The sequence below is a fragment of the Corynebacterium sp. LaCa78 genome, assembly GCF_046717505.1.
Taxonomy (GTDB): Bacteria; Actinomycetota; Actinomycetes; order Mycobacteriales; family Mycobacteriaceae; genus Corynebacterium.
Map to the genome: position 1 here is coordinate 2,156,341 of NZ_CP177112.1, position 17,496 is coordinate 2,173,836.

At 61.0% G+C, this 17,496-nt stretch carries 16 protein-coding genes; 12 read left to right on the forward strand and 4 right to left on the reverse strand.

Translation table 11 applies throughout. The annotated features are described in order from the left end of the window. Positions 1 to 196: 196 nt before the first annotated feature. From ACLI1O_RS10390 to ACLI1O_RS10425, 8 genes are all read left to right on the forward strand, one after another. Positions 197 to 1,564 carry a dipeptidase gene (locus tag ACLI1O_RS10390; protein WP_239268485.1) on the forward strand — a complete coding sequence of 456 codons (1,368 nt, stop codon included), beginning with the start codon at positions 197 to 199 and terminating at the stop codon, positions 1,562 to 1,564. Positions 1,565 to 1,808: 244 nt separating this feature from the next. Beyond that, the gene (locus tag ACLI1O_RS10395; RefSeq protein WP_239268487.1) at positions 1,809 to 4,817 is read left to right on the forward strand and encodes a Na+/H+ antiporter subunit A; all 3,009 of its coding nucleotides are present in this window, start codon (positions 1,809 to 1,811) and stop codon (positions 4,815 to 4,817) included. Beyond that, positions 4,818 to 5,318, forward strand: a complete 501-nt coding sequence (locus ACLI1O_RS10400; RefSeq protein ID WP_023024001.1) for a Na(+)/H(+) antiporter subunit C — start codon at positions 4,818 to 4,820, stop codon at positions 5,316 to 5,318. It abuts the gene before it with no gap. After that, positions 5,311 to 7,146, forward strand: coding sequence for a Na+/H+ antiporter subunit D (locus ACLI1O_RS10405; protein ID WP_239268490.1), 1,836 nt, complete (start codon positions 5,311 to 5,313; stop codon positions 7,144 to 7,146). Before ACLI1O_RS10400 ends, ACLI1O_RS10405 begins: the two co-directional genes overlap by 8 nt. After that, positions 7,139 to 7,666 (forward strand): Na+/H+ antiporter subunit E, encoded by a 528-nt coding sequence (locus tag ACLI1O_RS10410; protein WP_239268492.1) that lies wholly within the window; start codon positions 7,139 to 7,141, stop codon positions 7,664 to 7,666. The genes ACLI1O_RS10405 and ACLI1O_RS10410 overlap by 8 nt, the downstream gene beginning before the upstream one ends. Then, complete coding sequence (locus tag ACLI1O_RS10415; protein WP_239268494.1) at positions 7,666 to 7,941, forward strand: monovalent cation/H+ antiporter complex subunit F; 276 nt, start codon at positions 7,666 to 7,668, stop codon at positions 7,939 to 7,941. Before ACLI1O_RS10410 ends, ACLI1O_RS10415 begins: the two co-directional genes overlap by 1 nt. Further along, complete coding sequence (locus ACLI1O_RS10420) at positions 7,938 to 8,318, forward strand: monovalent cation/H(+) antiporter subunit G (protein WP_005279458.1); 381 nt, start codon at positions 7,938 to 7,940, stop codon at positions 8,316 to 8,318. Before ACLI1O_RS10415 ends, ACLI1O_RS10420 begins: the two co-directional genes overlap by 4 nt. 15 nt (positions 8,319 to 8,333) lie before the next feature. Continuing rightward, a complete protein-coding gene (locus tag ACLI1O_RS10425; RefSeq protein WP_239268496.1) occupies positions 8,334 to 9,824 on the forward strand; it encodes a glycosyltransferase 87 family protein in 1,491 nt (496 codons plus the stop codon). Between the two features lie 126 nt (positions 9,825 to 9,950). Here the strand turns inward: ACLI1O_RS10425 and ACLI1O_RS10430 are convergent, their stop codons facing one another. Genes ACLI1O_RS10430 through ACLI1O_RS10440 form a run of 3 tightly spaced genes read right to left on the reverse strand, consistent with a single transcriptional unit; the run spans position 9,951 to position 12,366 of the window. After that, on the reverse strand, positions 9,951 to 11,090 hold the full coding sequence (locus tag ACLI1O_RS10430) for a glutamate--cysteine ligase (protein WP_239268499.1): 1,140 nt from the start codon (positions 11,088 to 11,090) through the stop codon (positions 9,951 to 9,953). A 44-nt stretch (positions 11,091 to 11,134) separates the two neighbouring features. Further along, the gene (locus ACLI1O_RS10435; protein WP_239268502.1) at positions 11,135 to 12,067 is read right to left on the reverse strand and encodes a LytR C-terminal domain-containing protein; all 933 of its coding nucleotides are present in this window, start codon (positions 12,065 to 12,067) and stop codon (positions 11,135 to 11,137) included. A gap of 23 nt (positions 12,068 to 12,090) precedes the next feature. Continuing rightward, entirely contained in the window at positions 12,091 to 12,366 is a 276-nt protein-coding gene (locus tag ACLI1O_RS10440) for a DUF3263 domain-containing protein (protein ID WP_239268504.1), read from the reverse strand. Here ACLI1O_RS10440 and ACLI1O_RS10445 point away from each other — a divergent pair. The 4 genes from ACLI1O_RS10445 (at position 12,365) to ACLI1O_RS10460 (ending at position 16,339) form a co-directional block, all read left to right on the forward strand. Next, complete coding sequence (locus tag ACLI1O_RS10445; protein ID WP_239268507.1) at positions 12,365 to 12,988, forward strand: peptide deformylase; 624 nt, start codon at positions 12,365 to 12,367, stop codon at positions 12,986 to 12,988. The genes ACLI1O_RS10440 and ACLI1O_RS10445 overlap by 2 nt on opposite strands. A 2-nt stretch (positions 12,989 to 12,990) precedes the next feature. Further along, a complete protein-coding gene (locus ACLI1O_RS10450; protein ID WP_239268509.1) occupies positions 12,991 to 13,992 on the forward strand; it encodes a GNAT family N-acetyltransferase in 1,002 nt (333 codons plus the stop codon). 73 nt (positions 13,993 to 14,065) lie between these two features. Further along, positions 14,066 to 14,875 (forward strand): exodeoxyribonuclease III, encoded by an 810-nt coding sequence (locus ACLI1O_RS10455; protein ID WP_239268511.1) that lies wholly within the window; start codon positions 14,066 to 14,068, stop codon positions 14,873 to 14,875. Then, a complete protein-coding gene (locus tag ACLI1O_RS10460; RefSeq protein ID WP_239268513.1) occupies positions 14,876 to 16,339 on the forward strand; it encodes a phospholipase D-like domain-containing protein in 1,464 nt (487 codons plus the stop codon). A 343-nt stretch (positions 16,340 to 16,682) separates the two neighbouring features. Here the strand turns inward: ACLI1O_RS10460 and ACLI1O_RS10465 are convergent, their stop codons facing one another. Beyond that, entirely contained in the window at positions 16,683 to 17,210 is a 528-nt protein-coding gene (locus ACLI1O_RS10465; RefSeq protein ID WP_239268516.1) for a CAP domain-containing protein, read from the reverse strand. Positions 17,211 to 17,496 lie beyond the last annotated feature (286 nt).

Below are 17,496 nucleotides of genomic sequence, written 5' to 3' on the forward strand. Positions count from 1 at the left end.
AAACAACGCGCTTGCCTATAGCGATCTTTTGCCCGCCGCACACCGCGCTGTGACATTTCCCCCTCGGAAGGACGGCTGAGGCAGAAGGTGGCGCGGTGGGGCAGGTGGGGGCATCGGCAAGCGCGGGGCAGGAATGCAAAGGAAATGTCGTGCGGATCTGTCTTGCGGTGTAAGCGCTCAAGGTACCGTGGATTGCATGACAGATATAATTGACAGCATACGCAGCGACCGTGGCACCATCTTCCGCCAGCTCAGCGAGCTCGTTGGATTCAACTCCGTGCACAATGAGTCAGGCTTGGAGGACCAGGCCCAGGGCGCGAGCCAGTGGGTGAAGGCCGCGCTGGAAGAAGCCGGGGCAACGGTAGAAACCATCACCACCGCGGATGGTTCCACCGCCATTCTGGGCGAGCGCAAGGGTGAAGAAGGCGCCAAGACCGTCCTGTTGTACTCGCACTACGATGTCGTGCCCGCAGGAGACCGCGCAGCCTGGGAATCCGATCCCTTCACCCTGACCGAGCGCGCCGATGCCGAGGGCACCACCCGCTGGTACGGCCGCGGCGCGGCAGACTGCAAGGGCAATGTAGCCATGCACCTGGCGGCCCTGCGCGCACTGGAGGCCAATGGCGGCACCAAGGTGAACCTGAAGTACCTCATCGAAGGCTCCGAGGAGCGCGGCGGCGAGGGCCTGTCCCAGCTCATCAAGGACCGCCCGGAACTTTTCGCTGCCGATGCCATCCTGATTGCAGATGCCGGCAATGCCGCGGTGGGCCAGCCCACCTTGACCACCTCCCTGCGCGGCGGCGCGCAGATTGAGGTCGAGGTCAATACCCTGGCCGCGCCGGTGCACTCCGGCCAATTCGGCGGCGCGGCCCCGGATGCGGTGAAGGCGCTGATGCGTACGCTGGATTCGCTGACGGATGAATACGGCCGCACCACCATCGATGGCGTGGATACCAGCGCCCACTGGCAGGGCCAGGAATACCCGGCCGAGGCCTTCCGTGGCGATGCGCAGCTGCTCGAGGGCACCGAGATCATGGGCTCCAAGGACCCAGAGGGTGCTACCCCAGTGGCAGACATGGTGTGGTCCCGCCCGGCCATTTCCGTGACCGGCTTTACCTCTACCCCGGTGGCTGAGGCCGTCAACGCCGTGCCCGCTACCGCGGCCGCCAAGCTGAACCTGCGCGTTCCGGCCGGCACCGATGCCCGCGCCATTGGCGAGGCCGTCTGCGAGCACGTGAAGAACCACGCCCCGTGGGGCGCGCACGTCAAGGCTGAGGTCGTGGAGGCCAATGCCGGTTTCTCCACCGACCCGGAAAAGCCCGCCGTGGCACTGTTGGGCCAGTGCCTCTCCGAGGCCTATGGCAAGGACACCGCAGCGCAAGGCATGGGCGGATCTATCCCGCTGACCACCGAGCTGCAGGAGGCACACCCCAACGCGGAAATCGCCCTCTACGGCGTGGAGGAGCCCAAGTGCACCATCCACTCCGCCAATGAGTCCGTCGATCCCACCGAGATCGAGCACGTCGCCGCCGCGGAGGCTCTTTTCTTGCAGCGCTACGCTTAAAAAGCGCGCAACGGCGGCATATAATACTGTGCACGAAAAGTAATCTTTCGAAGTTGTGGAAAAACCGGTAAACTTTTGACGAGTTGACCCCGTTTCCGGCCACGCTACTTGCACAAGTGGGACAGTTCGTACTCGGCCGAGTGCGAACTGTTTTGGTGTGTATATGCTCCCGGCGCATATCGCCACGCCCCACGGCACCGAGGGTCTGAGAACTTGACACAACCTAAGGAGCGCAGATTCCAACGTGCTAATACTTCTGGGTGCCCTCATCGTTGCCACCGTGGTTGCACCGCTGCTCATTATGAATGTGGGCCGCCCAGCCTTTGGTTTATTGGCAATAGTTCCCGGTGTCGGTTTCGTGTGGACCCTCGCGCACTTTGCCCGGGGTACCTTCCGCGACGGCGGCACGCTGAATTACACCATCGAGTGGATGCCGGCCGCGCACCTCGCCGTGGATCTGCGCATGGATGCCCTAGGCGGGCTGTTTAGCCTCATTATCCTGGGCATGGGCGCGTTGGTCCTGCTGTACTGCTGGGGTTATTTCGATTCCACGCGCCGCCGCCTTGCCATGTTCGCCGGCCAAATGGTGGGCTTTGCCACCGCCATGTTTGGGCTGGTGGCCTCCGATAGCCTGCTGCTTATGTACGTCTTCTGGGAAATTACCTCCCTCTTGTCGTACCTGTTGGTCAGCTACTATGCCGAGCGCGCCTCCTCGCGCCGCGCCGCGCAGCAGGCTCTGATGGTCACCGTCTTGGGTGGCCTGTCCATGCTGATGGGTATCTGCCTGCTCGGCCGACAGACCGGGGCGTGGACGTTTAGTGAAATCCACGCCTACGATCACTTCCCCCAAACCCCATACGTCACCGTCGCCATCGTGCTCATCTTGGTCGGCGCGCTGACCAAGTCCGCCATCGTGCCGGCGCACTTCTGGCTGCCGGGCGCGATGGCAGCGCCAACGCCGGTCTCGGCATATCTGCACTCCGCGGCCATGGTCAAGGCCGGAATCTACCTGGTCGCGCGCCTGGCACCGGATATGTACGAGGTTGCCACCTGGCACCTCGTGGTCATTTCCTTAGGCGTCTTTACCATGCTGCTCGGCGGCTGGATGGCGCTGAAACAAAAGGACCTCAAGCTGATTTTGGCCTATGGCACGGTCTCCCAGCTGGGCTTTATTACCTCCATCGTGGCGGTTGGCTCCCGGGAGGCCATGCAGGCGGGCTTGGCGCTGACCTTTGCCCACTCGCTCTTTAAGGCCGCACTGTTCATGGTGGTCGGCGCCATCGATCACTGCTCAGGCACGCGCGATATTACGAAGCTATCCGGCCTCGGCCGCAGGCAGCCCTTCCTCTACGGCATCGCCCTAATCTCCGCCCTATCCATGGCAGGCGTTCCCCCGCTCTTTGGTTTTGTGTCCAAGGAGGCCGTGCTGGAATCCACCATGCACGAAGGACTGCTCATTGGCATGCCGCGCAATATGATCCTGGTGGCCTATGTGGCAGGTTCCATCCTCACCATGGCCTATGCCCTGCGCTTTTTGTGGGGCGCCTTTGCCTCCAAGAACCTCCCGGACGATAAGGACGGCGTTTCTGCGGCCGTGGCCACGATGCACAAGGTCAACGTGGGCCTGTGGCTTGCTCCGGCCGTGCTCACCGCGCTGACCATCGCGCTTGGCCTCGCGCCGCAGGCGCTTTCGGCGGCCATCGATCAGCACCTCGATTCCACCTTTGGGGCAGGAGAGCACCACGGCCTGGCCCTCTGGCACGGGTGGTCGGTGACCTTGGGCGTCTCCGCCATCATCATCGTGGCCGGAATCATCGTGCACTGGCGCCGCCAGGTCCTGGAGCAATGGCAGTTTGCGTACCCCGCGCTTGGCGATGCCGACGCCGTCTACGACAAGGTCATCTCCACCCTGCGCAAGCTCTCCCTGCGCACCACGGCCGTGACCCAGCGCGGTTCGCTGCAGCTCAACCTGACTGTCATCTTCGCCACCCTGATGGTGCTGCCGCTGACCATGCTGATTACCGGTGATCTCACGGATATCCGCATGGTGGTTGCAGAAAACCCCTGGCAGGTCGTCGCCGCCATCATCATGATGGTGGCCGCCATTGCGGCCACGGTGACCGATAACCGCTTGTCTGCCGTCATCATCGTCGGCATTACCGGTTATTCCTTGTCCTTCGTCTTTGCCATCCACGGTGCCCCGGACTTGGCGCTGACCCAGCTGCTGACAGAAACCATCATCATGGTTCTATTCATGCTGGTGCTGCGGCGCATCCCGGCGTCTACCGAGTGGAAGCAGGACCCGAAGATGGGCCGCCTGCGCGCCTGGCTCTCCGTTGGCACCGGCCTGACCGTCACCATTGTGGCCATGTTTGCCATCAACGCGCGGTCTGCCGAGCCCATCTCGCAGTACATGCCGGAGCTGGCCAAGGAGATTGGCCACGGCGCCAATGCCGTCAACGTCTTGCTGGTGGACCTGCGCGCCTGGGATACCTTTGGCGAGATCACGGTGATTATCATCGCCGCGCTCGGCGTGGCCTCCCTGATTTATCGCACCCAATCCTTCTCTAGGGATAGCCGCCGGCCTACCCTGCAGGTCACGGGCCGGCGCTGGCTGGCCGCGGGCTCGGAATCAGAGCAGGCGCTCAACCGCTCGCTGATGATCGATGTCTCCACCCGCGTGCTCTTCCCCTCCATGATGGCGCTGTCCTTCTATTTCTTCTTTGCCGGGCACAACGCGCCAGGCGGCGGCTTCGCCGGTGGCCTTGTGGCCGCACTCGCGCTCATCCTGCGCTACCTGGCCGGTGGCCGCGCGGAGCTCGATGAGGCCCTGCCCATCGATGCCGGGCGCACCATGGGCGCTGGCCTCTCCCTCTCTGCCTTGGCGGTGGTGGTGCCGATGTTCTTTGGCCACCCACCGCTTACCAGCGGATATACCTCGCCCGAGATCCCTCTTATCGGCGCGGTCTCGCTGCCTTCGGCGCTGGTCTTTGACTTGGGCGTCTACCTCATCGTCGTGGGGCTCACGCTCTACGTGCTCAGCTCGCTCGGCGCCAAGCTGGATGAGGAAGAAGAGATGCGTAAGCAACGCGCCCGCGACCGCGCCCGCTCGCTGGCGCGGAAGAACCGGGAGCGCAGCACCAAGCAAAAGGCCCAACGGGCGCAAAAACAAGAGAAGAAAAAAGAAAAGATACCAGCCGCAACGAGCTCCTCCGGCACAGGTTCCGAGGACAACGCAGGAAAGGAGAAATAAATGCAAGCCAACCTCTTCCTCCTGCTCGCCGCCGGAGTAATGGTTTCTGCGGGCATCTACCTCTTGCTCGACCGCGCCATGACCAAGATGATGCTCGGGCTGCTTTTGCTGGGCAATGGCGCCAACCTCTTTATGCTGCAGGCCGGTGGCCCGGCGGGCTCGCCGCCCATCGATGGCCGCGAGGCCCAGCCTTATGGCAGCGATATTGCGGATCCTCTTACCCAAGCGATGATCCTTACCGCCATCGTCATTTCCATGGCGCTGACGGCCTTTATTCTCACCTTGGCCTACCGCCAGTACCGCTACCGCACCGCCGACGTCATTGAAGATGACGCCGAAGATACCGCGATTGCCGCCAAGGCCTCCAAGCCTGGCAACGCCGCAGCGAGCGCGGATCATGATGCCTCCAATGACCCCGCCACCGGGCGCGCTACTAAGGAAGGCGATAATTTCGGCCCCGAATCCTTCGAGGAGCCGGTGAAGGGAGCCGAAGATGACTGAGCCATTCCACCAGGCGGCCGAGGCGATGTACCCGTACGTCGGTGCCCTCATTCCGCTGCCCGTCATCATCCCGGCCGTGGCCGCGGCTCTCTCGCTGCTGTTTGCCCGCATGCCTAATGTGCAGCGCCAGATCGCCTTTTTCTCCCTGCTGATTACGGCTGCGGTGAACGCGAGCCTGATCATAATAGTGGATTTCCATGGCATACAGACCCTGCAAATAGGCGGCTGGGATGCGCCGGTGGGCATTACCTTGGTGGCGGATCGACTCTCCACGATGATCCTCTTTACCTCGTCTGTGGTGCTGTTCTCCGTCATCTGGTACGCCATTTCCCAGGGTGTGCGCGATGGCACCAAGGACGAACCGGTCGCGGTCTTTTTGCCCACCTACATGTTGCTGACCATGGGCGTGAATATCTCGTTCTTGGCCGGCGACCTCTTTAACCTCTACGTCGGCTTCGAGGTCTTCCTCGTCGCCTCGTACGTGCTGTTGACCTTGGGGGCATCGGCAGGCCGCGTGCGCGCCGGCGTGGGTTATGTGATGGTCTCGATGGCCTCATCCATGATCTTCTTGCTGGCGCTAGCGTATGTCTATGCCTCCGTCGGCACCATGAACATGGCGCAGATTGGCCAGCGCATGCAGGACATCCCGGAGGGCACCCGCACCGCCATCTTCGCCACCTTGCTCGTGGCCTTTGGCATCAAGGCCGCGGTGGTGCCGCTGGCCGCCTGGCTGCCGGACTCCTACCCCACCGCGCCTTCGCTGGTCACGGCCGTATTCGCCGGTCTGCTCACCAAGGTCGGTGTATATGCGATCATCCGCGCGCGCACGTCCATTTTTACCAATGGTGGGCTCGATACCGTGCTGATGTGGGTGGCGCTGGCCACCATGCTGGTGGGCATCTTGGGCGCCATCGCGCAGACCGATATTAAGCGTCTACTGTCCTTTACCCTGGTCAGCCACATCGGCTATATGATCTTCGGCGTCTCCTTGGGTACCGCCCAGGGGCTATCCGGCGCCATTTTCTACGCCATCCACCACATTTTGGTGCAGACCGCGCTCTTCTTGGTCGTCGGCCTCATCGAGCGCCAGGCCGGTACCTCCTCGCTGCGGCGCCTGGGTTCGCTGATGTATTCCGCCCCGCTTATCGCCGTGCTGTATTTCATCCCGGCCATCAACCTGGGCGGCGTGCCGCCATTCTCTGGCTTCCTGGGCAAGATCATCCTCATTCAGGCGGGCGCCAACGAAGGCTCCTGGCTGGCGTGGGTGCTTATCGGCGGCGCGCTAGTGACCTCGCTGCTGACCCTGTACGTCATGATGCTGGTGTGGGCCAAGGGCTTCCAACGCGATCGCGCCGATGCCCCCGAAGGCAACGTCGCCCTGGCCCGCCCCGCCCCGCTTTCCGATATCACCGATGAGGTCGAGTTCTCCTCCCGCCAGGATGTCGGCCGCGTGCCGTTCGGCATGGTGGGTGCCACCGCACTGCTGGTCATTGCCTCGACCTCGATCACCTTCCTGGCCGGCCCGATTTCCGGTGTCACCTCCCGCGCGGCCGAATCCGCGCAGGATACCTCCATTTATCAATACGCCGTATTGGGCGAAAACGCCGATAACCCCACCCGGCACCTTGACCAAAAGGAGCGCTACGAAGGCGGCGCGGACTCCTACAAGGAGCGCAGCCACCTGCTGCCGGACCCCGGCCCGGCCCACGATCCGGAATCCGCCGCCAAGGAGACTGCGAGCTCGGAGACGCCAAGCTCGAAGGCACCGGCGAAGACGGGGGCATCAGAAAGCCCTACCCCACTAAAGAAGGAGGCCCGCGATGACTAAGAGCCGCTTTGCCGGTCTGCGCTACCGCTTCCGGCCGTGGTTTACCGTCTGGATCACGGTCATGTGGTGCATGCTCATGGGCGAAATCACGGTGGGCAATGTCGTCGGCGGCCTCCTCGTCGCCCTGGTCATCGTCTTTGCCCTGCCACTGCCGGCGATGCCCATTGCCGGCGTCGAGGTCGCGTGGGGCAAATTCTTCCGCTACATGCTGCGCTGGTTCTGGGAGCTGTTTTATGCCTCCCTCAAGGTGGGCTGGCTGGCCTCCCGGCCGCAGCCGCTGCCTAAAACCGCCATCCTGGAATTGCCGATGCGCCTGGAAAATGAGTTCATCCTCTCCCTCGCGGTGACACTGTACAACCTGCAGCCGGGAGGAACGGTGACAGACATTGACATCGCCAATCGCATGATCACCATCCACATCCTGGATGCCCGGGATGAGGCGCAGATCCAGCGCGAAATCGATGCCGTATCCCGCCTAGAATCTTCCATGATCGAGATCTTTGAAAGGAGCCACCCATAATGGATCCGCAGATCTATCACGCCATCCTGCTGGTTCCCGCATTCCTGCTGTGGATCTCCGTATTAATCACCGTCTGGCGCATTATCACCGGGCCCAACTCCCTCGACCGGCTGGTGGGCATGGACGGTTTTACCGCCATGTTCCAATGCGCGCTGGCGACCTACATGTGCTGGTCACTTGATACCTCCGTGGTCTCGGCCATGCTGGTCATCGCGCTGCTCGGTTTCATCTCCACCGTGTCTGTTACCAGGTTTAGGAAGAGGGATAACCAATGAGTTGGTCTCTAATCGCCGATATCCTCTCGCTCATCCTCGTCATCAGCGGCAGCCTGCTCATCCTCGCCGCCGCCATTGGCCTAGCCCGCTTTAAGGACACGATGTCCCGCGTGCATGCCGTGAGCAAGCCGCAGACCACCGGGCTCATCCTCACCATCATGGGTGCGTTCATCCGCATTACTGGCGCGGAATCTTTCAGCATGGCCGAGCGTGGTGATTTGGGTATGCTTATTTTGCTGGTACTGTTTGCGATGTTTACCAGCCCTGTAACCGCGCAGCGCACCTCACGCATTGCACGCCGTGAAGGCCTGTATGGTTCCGAGGAATCGATGTCGCGCAATGACCGCCCCGCCGGCCGTTCGCTGCGCCGCAAATAGGAGGCACCTTTAACCGTGAAAAAGCTCTACGGACTGCCTACTCTGGCCGCTCTATTGGTTGCCTTCTTTATTTTCAGCATCTCCCGCTATAGCCAATACGACGGCCCCAATGCCTTCATCTGGCGCGTGCCGTTGGATCTGAAGATTTACTGGCTCGCCGGCGGCGAGGTTGCCGATGGCGCCAACCTCTACGACAACGCCTACATTGGCAACCTGCCTTTTACCTACCCTCCCTTTGCCGGCACGCTATTCAAGTGGATTTCCTCGCTTGCCGATGACCCCCTTATCATCCTCTGGCAAGGCGGCACCATCCTTGCGTTATTGGCCGTCATCCTCATGGTCTTCCACGAGCGCGGCCTTAAACTTTCGCCCTTGACCTGGGTTGTTGCCATCCTACTGGTGCTGTGCGCCCCGGCTGTAGAGCCGATGTACGGCACCTTGTTCTACGGCCAGATCAACGTCTTTTTGATGTTCTTGGTCGCCCTCGACGTCATTCCAAAAAAGAGGGCCCTGCCCGGAATTGGCATCGGCCTCGCCGCAGGCTTGAAGCTCACCCCGGCCTTTATGGGCTTGGTACTCCTATTCCAGAAGCGCTGGTGGCAGGCGGTCATCTCCGTCCTTACCTTCGCGGTGACCGTTGCGATTGGTTTCGTCACCATTCCGGATGCCGGGGTGTTCTGGACCGATGCCATCTTCAATTCCTCCCGCGTGGGTGAACACACCAACCCGGGCGCGCAGTCAATCCGCTCGCTCATGGTCCGCGCGTGGGGCATCGACGGCGGCTGGATGTGGCTTGCCGCCGTCGCGGTGGTCTTCGTCCTGACCTGCCTGGCCCTGCGCACCGCGATGAAGCACAAGAATAACTCCGCCGCCATGTCCCTTGCCGGCATTTGCGCGTGCTTGGTCTCTCCCTTTTCCTGGTACCACCACTGGGTCTGGGTCTTCCCGCTGGCCATCGTTGTCCTCATCTCCGTCAACCAGGCACTGGGCAAGCGCCTGCACGGCGTCATCGGTGCGCAAGTAGCAGCACTCATTTCCTTCGCGGCCATGTGCGTCGTACTGCTGCCCTTTGTCTCCGCAGCCTTCTGGCTCGAAGGCTCCAACCGCTCTTTGAACCAGTTGGACTTCCAGCCCTGGGCCATGCTCCTTTTCACCGCCTCCGGCATCCTCTACATCGCCTTTTATGCCCTCTGGGGATTTATCCCCGGCACCCAGCCCAGCGAGGAAGACGCCCGCGGCGGCCGGCACGCGGCACAGCGTGCTGCTCAGCCGCAGCACGCCCAACAGCACCGCGCCCAGCAGCCCCAGCACGCCCAGCCGCAACGCACTCAGACAGCCGGAGCTCACGCGTCTGGCGCTACCGCACGGGGTTCTGCCACTACCGACGAAACCGCAGAGTTCCCAGTATTTAACCCTGAGACCCGCGAGTTTCCCTCCACCGAGGGCTATACCGATATTCCGGTTCCCCCGTCCCCCGGCGGCCGCCACGCCCTAGATAACGACTAAGCGGTACGCAGCAGCGGGGCGCGGCAGCAATCTGCGCACCCTGCGCCGGCCGCGCCCAGCTACTTCCGGTGTGGCTCTAGGCGTGCGATCACTGAGCACACGCCTAGTCGGTGATCGGTTAGCTAATTAGCGCACCGGCCGGAAGGTGTGGAGCTCGCGGCAGGTTTCTTCGACGACATCGCGCCAGCTGCCGGTTTCTTGAAAAAGGCGGCGTTGGCGTTCGTATCCGGCGCCGCCATCGATGATTTCGTGCACCAAGGCCAGCTCTTCCGCGCAGCCCAACTCGCGGGCTAAGGGCGTGAGTTCTTCTATCATCTGGGCCAATTCATCTTTGACCCAAGCCTCGTCCGTATCGCGCGAGGTAATAACGAGGGCATCCATGCCGTAGCGCGCACCGCGCCACTTATTTTCCGCCACGTGCCACGGCTGCAAGACGGGTAGTTCCTCGCCCGCATCAATCATGCGGTCATAGTACACGACCAAGCAGTGCGTGAGAGCGACGACGGCGGATAGCTCCCGCAGGTTCGAGGTGGCGTCGGATACGCGGACCTCCACGGTGCCCCACTTCGAGGCTGGGCGGATATCAAAGTGCATCGAGCCGGTGTGATTGATAACCCCGGAGATGGCCTGATCCCGCATATAGGACTGCCACTCGTCCCACGTGAAGAATTGATACGGCATGCCAGCGGTAGGCAGCTGTTGATAGAGCATCGTGCGGTTGGAGGCGTAGCCCGTATCGAGGCCTTCCCACCCGGGCGAGCACGCAGAGATAGCCAAAAGGTGGGGGTACTTCGTCATCAGCGCATTGATGATGGGCCAGACGCGATCCTCGTGACTGATGCCAACATGGACGTGGGTGCCCCACAGCAGCATCTGCTTTCCCCAATACTGGGTGCGGGCGATGATCTCTTGATAGCTGGGTTTATCTGACAGCGGGTTTTCCCGGAAATCCGTAAACGGGTGCCCGCCAGAGGCCCACACATCGATGCCGAGCTTGGCAGCTGCTTCTTCCACGGCAGCCAACGAGGTTTCTAGCTCCGCGATGGCTTCTGGCACCGTGGTGCAAATGCCCGTGACTAGTTCCACCGTATTCTGGAGGAATTCCTTTTCCACGTGAATATCTGGGTGGGCGGCAGCGGCGAGATCAATAAGCTCAGCCCCGCGCGGGACAAGATCGCGCGAGTCGCGGTCCACGAGCGCGACTTCCCATTCCACCCCGAGCGTGGGCTCGGGGGAACGGGCGAATACTTCTGCCGGAATCTTCACTGGTCCAGCTTAACGGGTGGCAGGTAATATTCCATGAATTTTATTTAGGCCTGGGGGACGGCGAGGGCGACCACAACGGCGCCGTCATCGGTAGCTTCCTTGGGCAGGTCCTTATTCATGGGCTTGATTTCCGCCTGGTAGCGCGCGGCAACTTCCTTAGCCAAGGACTCCGCGGAGGTATCGCCTTCTGGGTAGAAGACGGTGGTCTTGGGCACGGTCAGGACGTCGCCTGGCAGGTTGCCCACATAGCCCACCTTGAAGCCGCCGTCCTTCAACACATCGGCTTCGTTCTTGGCCTTATCGGATTCACCGGAGTTATTGAGCACGCTGACCTTAATGTCATTGCGGTCGCGCGCAGCGGACGGCGCATCGTTGCCACCGGCACGGGCTTCATCCCCGGCGCGGCCTTCCTCGTGCGGATCGCGCGCGTCGGCATCGCGGTTAGCCTCGCCCTCGGCACCGCCGTTCGGGTGCGCGTTATCGCCCTCGCCTTCGCGAGGCGGCTGGTTATTAGCCCCGTCGCGGGAGCCATCGCCGCGCGCGCCATCCGCGGCAGGACCGCCCGCGCCATTGCCCTCTTGGCCGCCATTTGCGGAGCCGTCTGACTTCGACTGCTCGGAATCGGAAGCGACGGTCGAGTCATCATCCTCCGAAGTCATGGCATAAAGGCCCCACAGGCCGAGCATCACGGCCACGGCGATAAGCACCATGGCGAGCCCGCGCAGCGGTAAACCGCCCTTCTTGGCGTGGGCGCCTCCCCCACCGCCAGTTCCAGCCGCAGCGGCTCCCGCTCCGGCACCTGCAGCGCCAGCGGCAGCAGCATTTTCGCCGCCTATCTCATCGTCATAAGCGCCCTCGTAGGCGTCGTCATAATAAGCATCGCCATAATCGGTCGCGGCGGCATCCTCCGCGGCGGCACCGTCTGCGGCGTCGTCGAATTGCTGGTCGTATAGATTATCCGGATTCCCTTTAGTCACTTCAGTAACATTAGTAGCTAGTTCTAACGCGGTGGGGTATTTCCCCGCGCGGCGCGCCGCGTGTTTTCGCGCTCCTCCCGCAGGCGTTTTAGCCGGGCCACCAAGAGGGGATGGGATTCGGCGGCAGCGGGGACATCAAGAAGCAGGTTGAGGCGTTGGTGATAGCGCACCGGCGAGATATCCAGCTGCGCACGAATGGCCTCTTCCTTGCGGCCAATGCTGCGCGGAGCGGTTTCCTCAAAATCTAAGATGGCGGCGTCTAGGTCAGACAAGGGGTTCATGCCTAAACTGTAAAGCATGACTATTCGCCCCATCGTTATCCACGGCGACCCCGTGCTTCATCAGCCCACCACGCCGGTGGAAGAATCCGAGATTTCCAGCCCTGAGATGCAACAGCTCATCGCGGACATGTACGAGACCATGGAGGTCGCCCACGGCGTGGGCCTGGCTGCGAACCAGGTGGGCATCGGCAAGCGGCTCTTCGTGTACCACTGCCCCGATACCGAAGGCCCAGACGGCACCGAGCTGCCCGCCGATAAGGCCGGCATGCGCAAGGGCTGTGTTATCAACCCGGTGCTGGAGACCTCCGAGATTCCAGAAACCATGCCTGCCGATGACGGCTCCGACGACGAAGGCTGCCTGTCCGTGCCGGGCGAGGGCTTTCCCACCGGCCGCGCCGATTGGGCGCGCGTAACCGGCAAGGACGAGCACGGCAACGACATCACTGTAGAGGGCTACGGCTTTTTTGCCCGCTGCCTGCAGCACGAAACTGGCCACCTCGATGGCTACGTCTATACCGATACCCTCATCGGCCGCTACAAGCGCCAGGCCAAGAAGGCCATTAAGCGCAATGGCTGGACCGAGCCGGGCTACACCTGGATGCCGGGTGAAGACGAAGATCCCTTCGGGCACGACGATTAATCATGTCCCGCATCTTTCGTTCCGATGACGTGCAGGTAGGCGATCGCGTCGTGGCCCGGCGCGATTTTGGCGATGTGCACAGCGATGTCATTGGCCACGTCCTCAGCCTTAAGCCGCTGGTCATCCGCCCACAGCAGGTCGGCGGCTATCCCTCTGACCTCGAGGCAGTGGAGATCGCGCCCGAGCAGCTGAAGATCATCAAGCGCCTTTCGCCGCGCATGGTGCGCAATTCCGATATTCGCGCCGTCGAATACGCCACCGCCCAGGCCTTTCCCGGCAAGGAGCACACGTGGACCGCGGACGGTTCCTGGCTCATGCGCGCCGGCGATGGTGTGACGGGCCGGTCCAATTCCGCCGTCCCGCTCGGGCCTTCCGCGGGCTTCAATCCGGTGCCCGTCGAGGAAATCACGGAGTTCTACCGCCGCCACGATCTCCCGGTGCGCCTGCTTATCCCGGAGCGCATTGGCAAGCCTGCAGAGCGCCTGCTTGCCGATGCCACCTGGCACACCGAACCCGAAATCCTCGTCATGGTCCTGCGCGATCTCGCAGACCTTTCCGCCGAGGCCCCGGGGTCCCACCCCAGCGGCGCGGAGTTTCGCATCGATGCCCAGCCCGATGACGCATGGCTGCAGATGTACCACTTCCGCGGCCAGGCGCTGCCCGCCGAGGCCCTGGAGTACCTGCGCGCCCGCATCGAGGGCACGATGGGCTTTGGGCGGCTCGTTATTGACGGCGAGACCGTCGCCATCACCCGCGGCACCATCACCGAATCCGGCGACGGCACCGCCTGGCTGGGATACTCCGCCGTGGAGGTAGCGCCCGCGCACCGCCGCCAGGGCTTAGGAGCGCTTTTGGGCCAGCACATGCTGCGCTGGGGGCGCGAGCAGGGCGCGAAGCACGCCTACCTCGATGTCCTGGCTTCTAATACCGCCGGCATTCGCCTGTACGAAAAGCTGGGGTTCATCGAGCAGCACCGCCAAATCTACGCCCGGCTGCGCGACTAGCCCCCGCTAAGCTAGCCCGCCGGCCACTGCCTGGACTAGTCCGCGCCAATACCCGCGCGGTACTGTATTATCCATGCGCATCACCACGTGGAATATCAACTCCGTTCGCACCCGCGCCCAGCGGGCGCTGGACCTTCTCCACACGCACGACATCGACGTGCTGTGCTTACAAGAGACGAAGGTCAAGGACGATAAATTCCCCCGCGAGGCCTTCGAGGACGCCGGCTACCACGTCACCTGCCATGGCCTGAACCAGTGGAATGGCGTGGCCATCATTTCCAAGGAGGAACCGGAAGAAGTCTTTACCGGATTCCCCCACCAGCCCGGCTTTGCCAAGGACCCAGAAAAGCCCCAGGACCGCGAGGCCCGGGCGCTTGGTGCGCGCATCCGCGGGGTAGAAATCTGGTCGCTGTATATCCCCAACGGCCGCGAGATCACGGACCGTCACTATGACTACAAGCTGGATTTTCTCTACCAGCTCGCCCGCCACGCCGCCGGCCGCGCCCAATCCAAGCTGCTATTAACCGGCGATTTCAATATCGCCCCGCGCGATGAAGACGTCTGGGATATCGAGGCCTTCCGCGGCAAAACGCATGTCACCGAGCCCGAGCGCGCCGCCTTCCAGATGCTCGAGGAGGTCGGCCTCGAAGAGGTCACGCGCCGTTTTACCGAGGATCAGCGCTATACCTACTTTGATTACAAGGGGATGCGCTTTCACAAGAACGAGGGCATGCGCATCGATTTCCAGCTCACCTCGGCGCCGCTGGCCAAGCACGTCACCGGCGCGCGCGTAGACATGGAAGAACGCGCTGGCGAAAAGACCTCCGATCACTGCCCGCTTCATGCAGATTTCGATCTGCCCGATTTCGATTCCGTGCGTTAAATGACCTGGTCGCTCGATCTCAGCTTCTGGCAGCTGTTCTTCCTCATCATTGATTATTCCATCAAGATCATCGCCGTCGGCTTCGTGCCAGAAGGCCGTCGGCCCTCCAATTCCACCGCGTGGTTGCTGGCCATTCTGGTGCTGCCTGTCATCGGCCTGCCGCTGTTTTTGCTCATGGGCTCGCCGTATATCAACCGGCGCCGCCACCGCATCCAGCAAGAGGCTAATGAGCGCCTCGAGGATATTTCCGCCCGCACCCCGGATCACCCGAAGGGCATCCTGTCGGCGGAGGTGGAATCCGTCATCAAGCTCAACCGCGAGCTGACCGGTTTTCCGGCGCTCATTGGCCACAACCTGGGCCTGCATGCGGATTACGATGAATGCATTCGCGCCATCGCCGCCGCCGTGGACCGCGCCGAAAAGTACGTCTCCATCGAGGTCTATATCCAATCCTGGGACGAGACCACGGATGTATTTTTCCAGGCCCTTGCCCGCGCCACCGCCCGCGGCGTCAAGGTCCGCCTTTTGTTGGATCAGATCGGCAGTTTTAAGTACAAGGGCTATTCCTCGCTGGGAAATAGGCTCACAGAAATCGGCGTGGATTGGCGCCTCATGCTGCCCATCCAGCTGCACAAGGGCCGCTTCCGCCGCCCGGATCTGCGCAACCACCGAAAGCTCGTCATTATCGATGGCGAGGTAGGTTTTATCGGTTCCATCAACTTGATCAAGCGCCAATATAAAACCACTGACCGCTTTTGGATCGATTACATGGTGGAGTTATCCGGCCCCATTGTCACCGCCATGAACGCGGTCTTCGCGGTGGATTGGTACACCGAATCCGGCGAGAATCTCCCGCTAGATGAGCTACCCTATGACGATGCCCAAACCGTCGATGCCAACTACCTGCAGATGATTCCCTCCGGCCCCGGCTATACCACCGAGCCGAACCTGCGCATGTTTAACTCCCTGGTGCACCACGCCAAGCAGCGCCTCGTGCTGTGCTCGCCGTATTTCGTGCCGGATGAATCCCTCTTAGAGGCCGTGACCACCGCCTGCTACCGCGGGGTGGATGTGGAGCTTTATGTCTCCGATACCGCAGACCAATTCATGGTCAACCATGCCCAGTCCTCGTATTACCAGGCGCTGCTTGAGGCCGGGGTGCATATCTACCAATTCCCCTACCCCTACGTTTTGCACTCCAAGTTCATCATCACGGATCCAGATGACCAGGAGTTCAATCCGCTGTGCATGTTCGGCTCGTCCAATATGGATCCGCGCTCCTTCGGCCTCAACTATGAGACCACCATGCTCGTGGCCAAAGGCGATCTCCTCGCCCAGTTCAACCAGCTCGCCGCCAATTACCGCGCGGTGTGCCACGAGCTCACCCTCGAGGAGTGGAACCAGCGCGGTTTTGTCCGCCGCTACGTCGATAACGTCATGCGGCTAACTTCGGCCCTACAATAAGCATTGCTTGCCGATGCCCCAATAGCCCGCTCATAGGCTACCTAAACACAAGCTTTCTTTTGCAGAACCAGAGTAGAACTTCCCGCGTTGAACCGCGCACGGTATCACCGCAGAGATGAGTGTGTAGTCCACTTAATTGACTCCGGATCGGCGTTAATTATTGGAACTAATTGCGAAAGATACGCCGAATCCTCCGCAGATTTCTCTCTTGTCTATTGCTTTTACTATAAACCCTGATTCTGACTTTGATATTGCTTATGCGCGAGAGCGTATCAAAAGCTTAGGGAATACAAGAGTGATCATATCGCGGCTATTCCGAAGAGGATTATTAAAAGGCGCTTCTTTAACGCCCAAAATTCTGTACGGCAAAAAGCTCACCGTTCGCGCCAACGGCAATGCCCGTGCCAACCGTTTTCGCTTCTGGGTCCAGCAAAATCTTCCTGTGGCTGGGTGAATTCAGCCACATATTTACCAGCTTCGCATCTGCGAAATCGTCCCATGCTTGAAGGACGTTTTCGCCACCGGCAGGAATACTATCCGGATAGGTTTCCCAGTGATTTGGCCGATGCTGCAAATCCCCTGTTCCCACCAAATGGTCGGCCCAGTCTTGAGCGATATTGTTTAACGCAGGGTTTTCTGTCACGGGATTTAAACCATGATCCGCCCTTGCTGCATTGACTTCGTTAACAATAGAGTGCGCACGGGCCCCATCGGGCTTCATGTGGCTAACTACTTCAGCAGCGTTACCGATAGGTCCTTGTGCCTTAGCTGGAGGGGTAGTTGCGGCTACCCCACCTCCCACTAATGCGGCACCCGCGATAGTCGGGGCTACAAACTTTTCAACAGAATCTGGAAGCATTTCATTGGACACACTTACCACCCCCTCGGATAAACTTGACTACATTACTCTACACAATTTCTTTTTCTTCACCCCCAACCCTAACGCAAAAGAAAAATATTGTCAGTACATAAATAATATTTAAACTGCATTTCCGATAAAATATAATTATATTTAAAGGCGTTTAGAGTTTAACTTACGATATGCGCGCATCCATAGGGCTCTCAAATATTCTCCCATCTGGAAAGGCTGTTTGCTGAGGCAGCCATTAACCACCAATAAAAATAACCGGCTGATCACAATCAGCCGGTTACCAGTC

Coding starts and splice junctions, on each gene's coding strand:
- ACLI1O_RS10390 (WP_239268485.1), top strand. CDS start 197: ATGACAGATATAATTGACAGCATACGCAGCGACCGTGGCACCATCTTC.
- ACLI1O_RS10445 (WP_239268507.1), top strand. CDS start 12,365: ATGACTATTCGCCCCATCGTTATCCACGGCGACCCCGTGCTTCATCAG.
- ACLI1O_RS10460 (WP_239268513.1), top strand. CDS start 14,876: ATGACCTGGTCGCTCGATCTCAGCTTCTGGCAGCTGTTCTTCCTCATC.
- ACLI1O_RS10400 (WP_023024001.1), top strand. CDS start 4,818: ATGCAAGCCAACCTCTTCCTCCTGCTCGCCGCCGGAGTAATGGTTTCT.
- ACLI1O_RS10440 (WP_239268504.1), bottom strand. CDS start 12,366: ATGCTTTACAGTTTAGGCATGAACCCCTTGTCTGACCTAGACGCCGCC.
- ACLI1O_RS10450 (WP_239268509.1), top strand. CDS start 12,991: ATGTCCCGCATCTTTCGTTCCGATGACGTGCAGGTAGGCGATCGCGTC.
- ACLI1O_RS10415 (WP_239268494.1), top strand. CDS start 7,666: ATGGATCCGCAGATCTATCACGCCATCCTGCTGGTTCCCGCATTCCTG.
- ACLI1O_RS10410 (WP_239268492.1), top strand. CDS start 7,139: ATGACTAAGAGCCGCTTTGCCGGTCTGCGCTACCGCTTCCGGCCGTGG.
- ACLI1O_RS10405 (WP_239268490.1), top strand. CDS start 5,311: ATGACTGAGCCATTCCACCAGGCGGCCGAGGCGATGTACCCGTACGTC.
- ACLI1O_RS10455 (WP_239268511.1), top strand. CDS start 14,066: ATGCGCATCACCACGTGGAATATCAACTCCGTTCGCACCCGCGCCCAG.
- ACLI1O_RS10420 (WP_005279458.1), top strand. CDS start 7,938: ATGAGTTGGTCTCTAATCGCCGATATCCTCTCGCTCATCCTCGTCATC.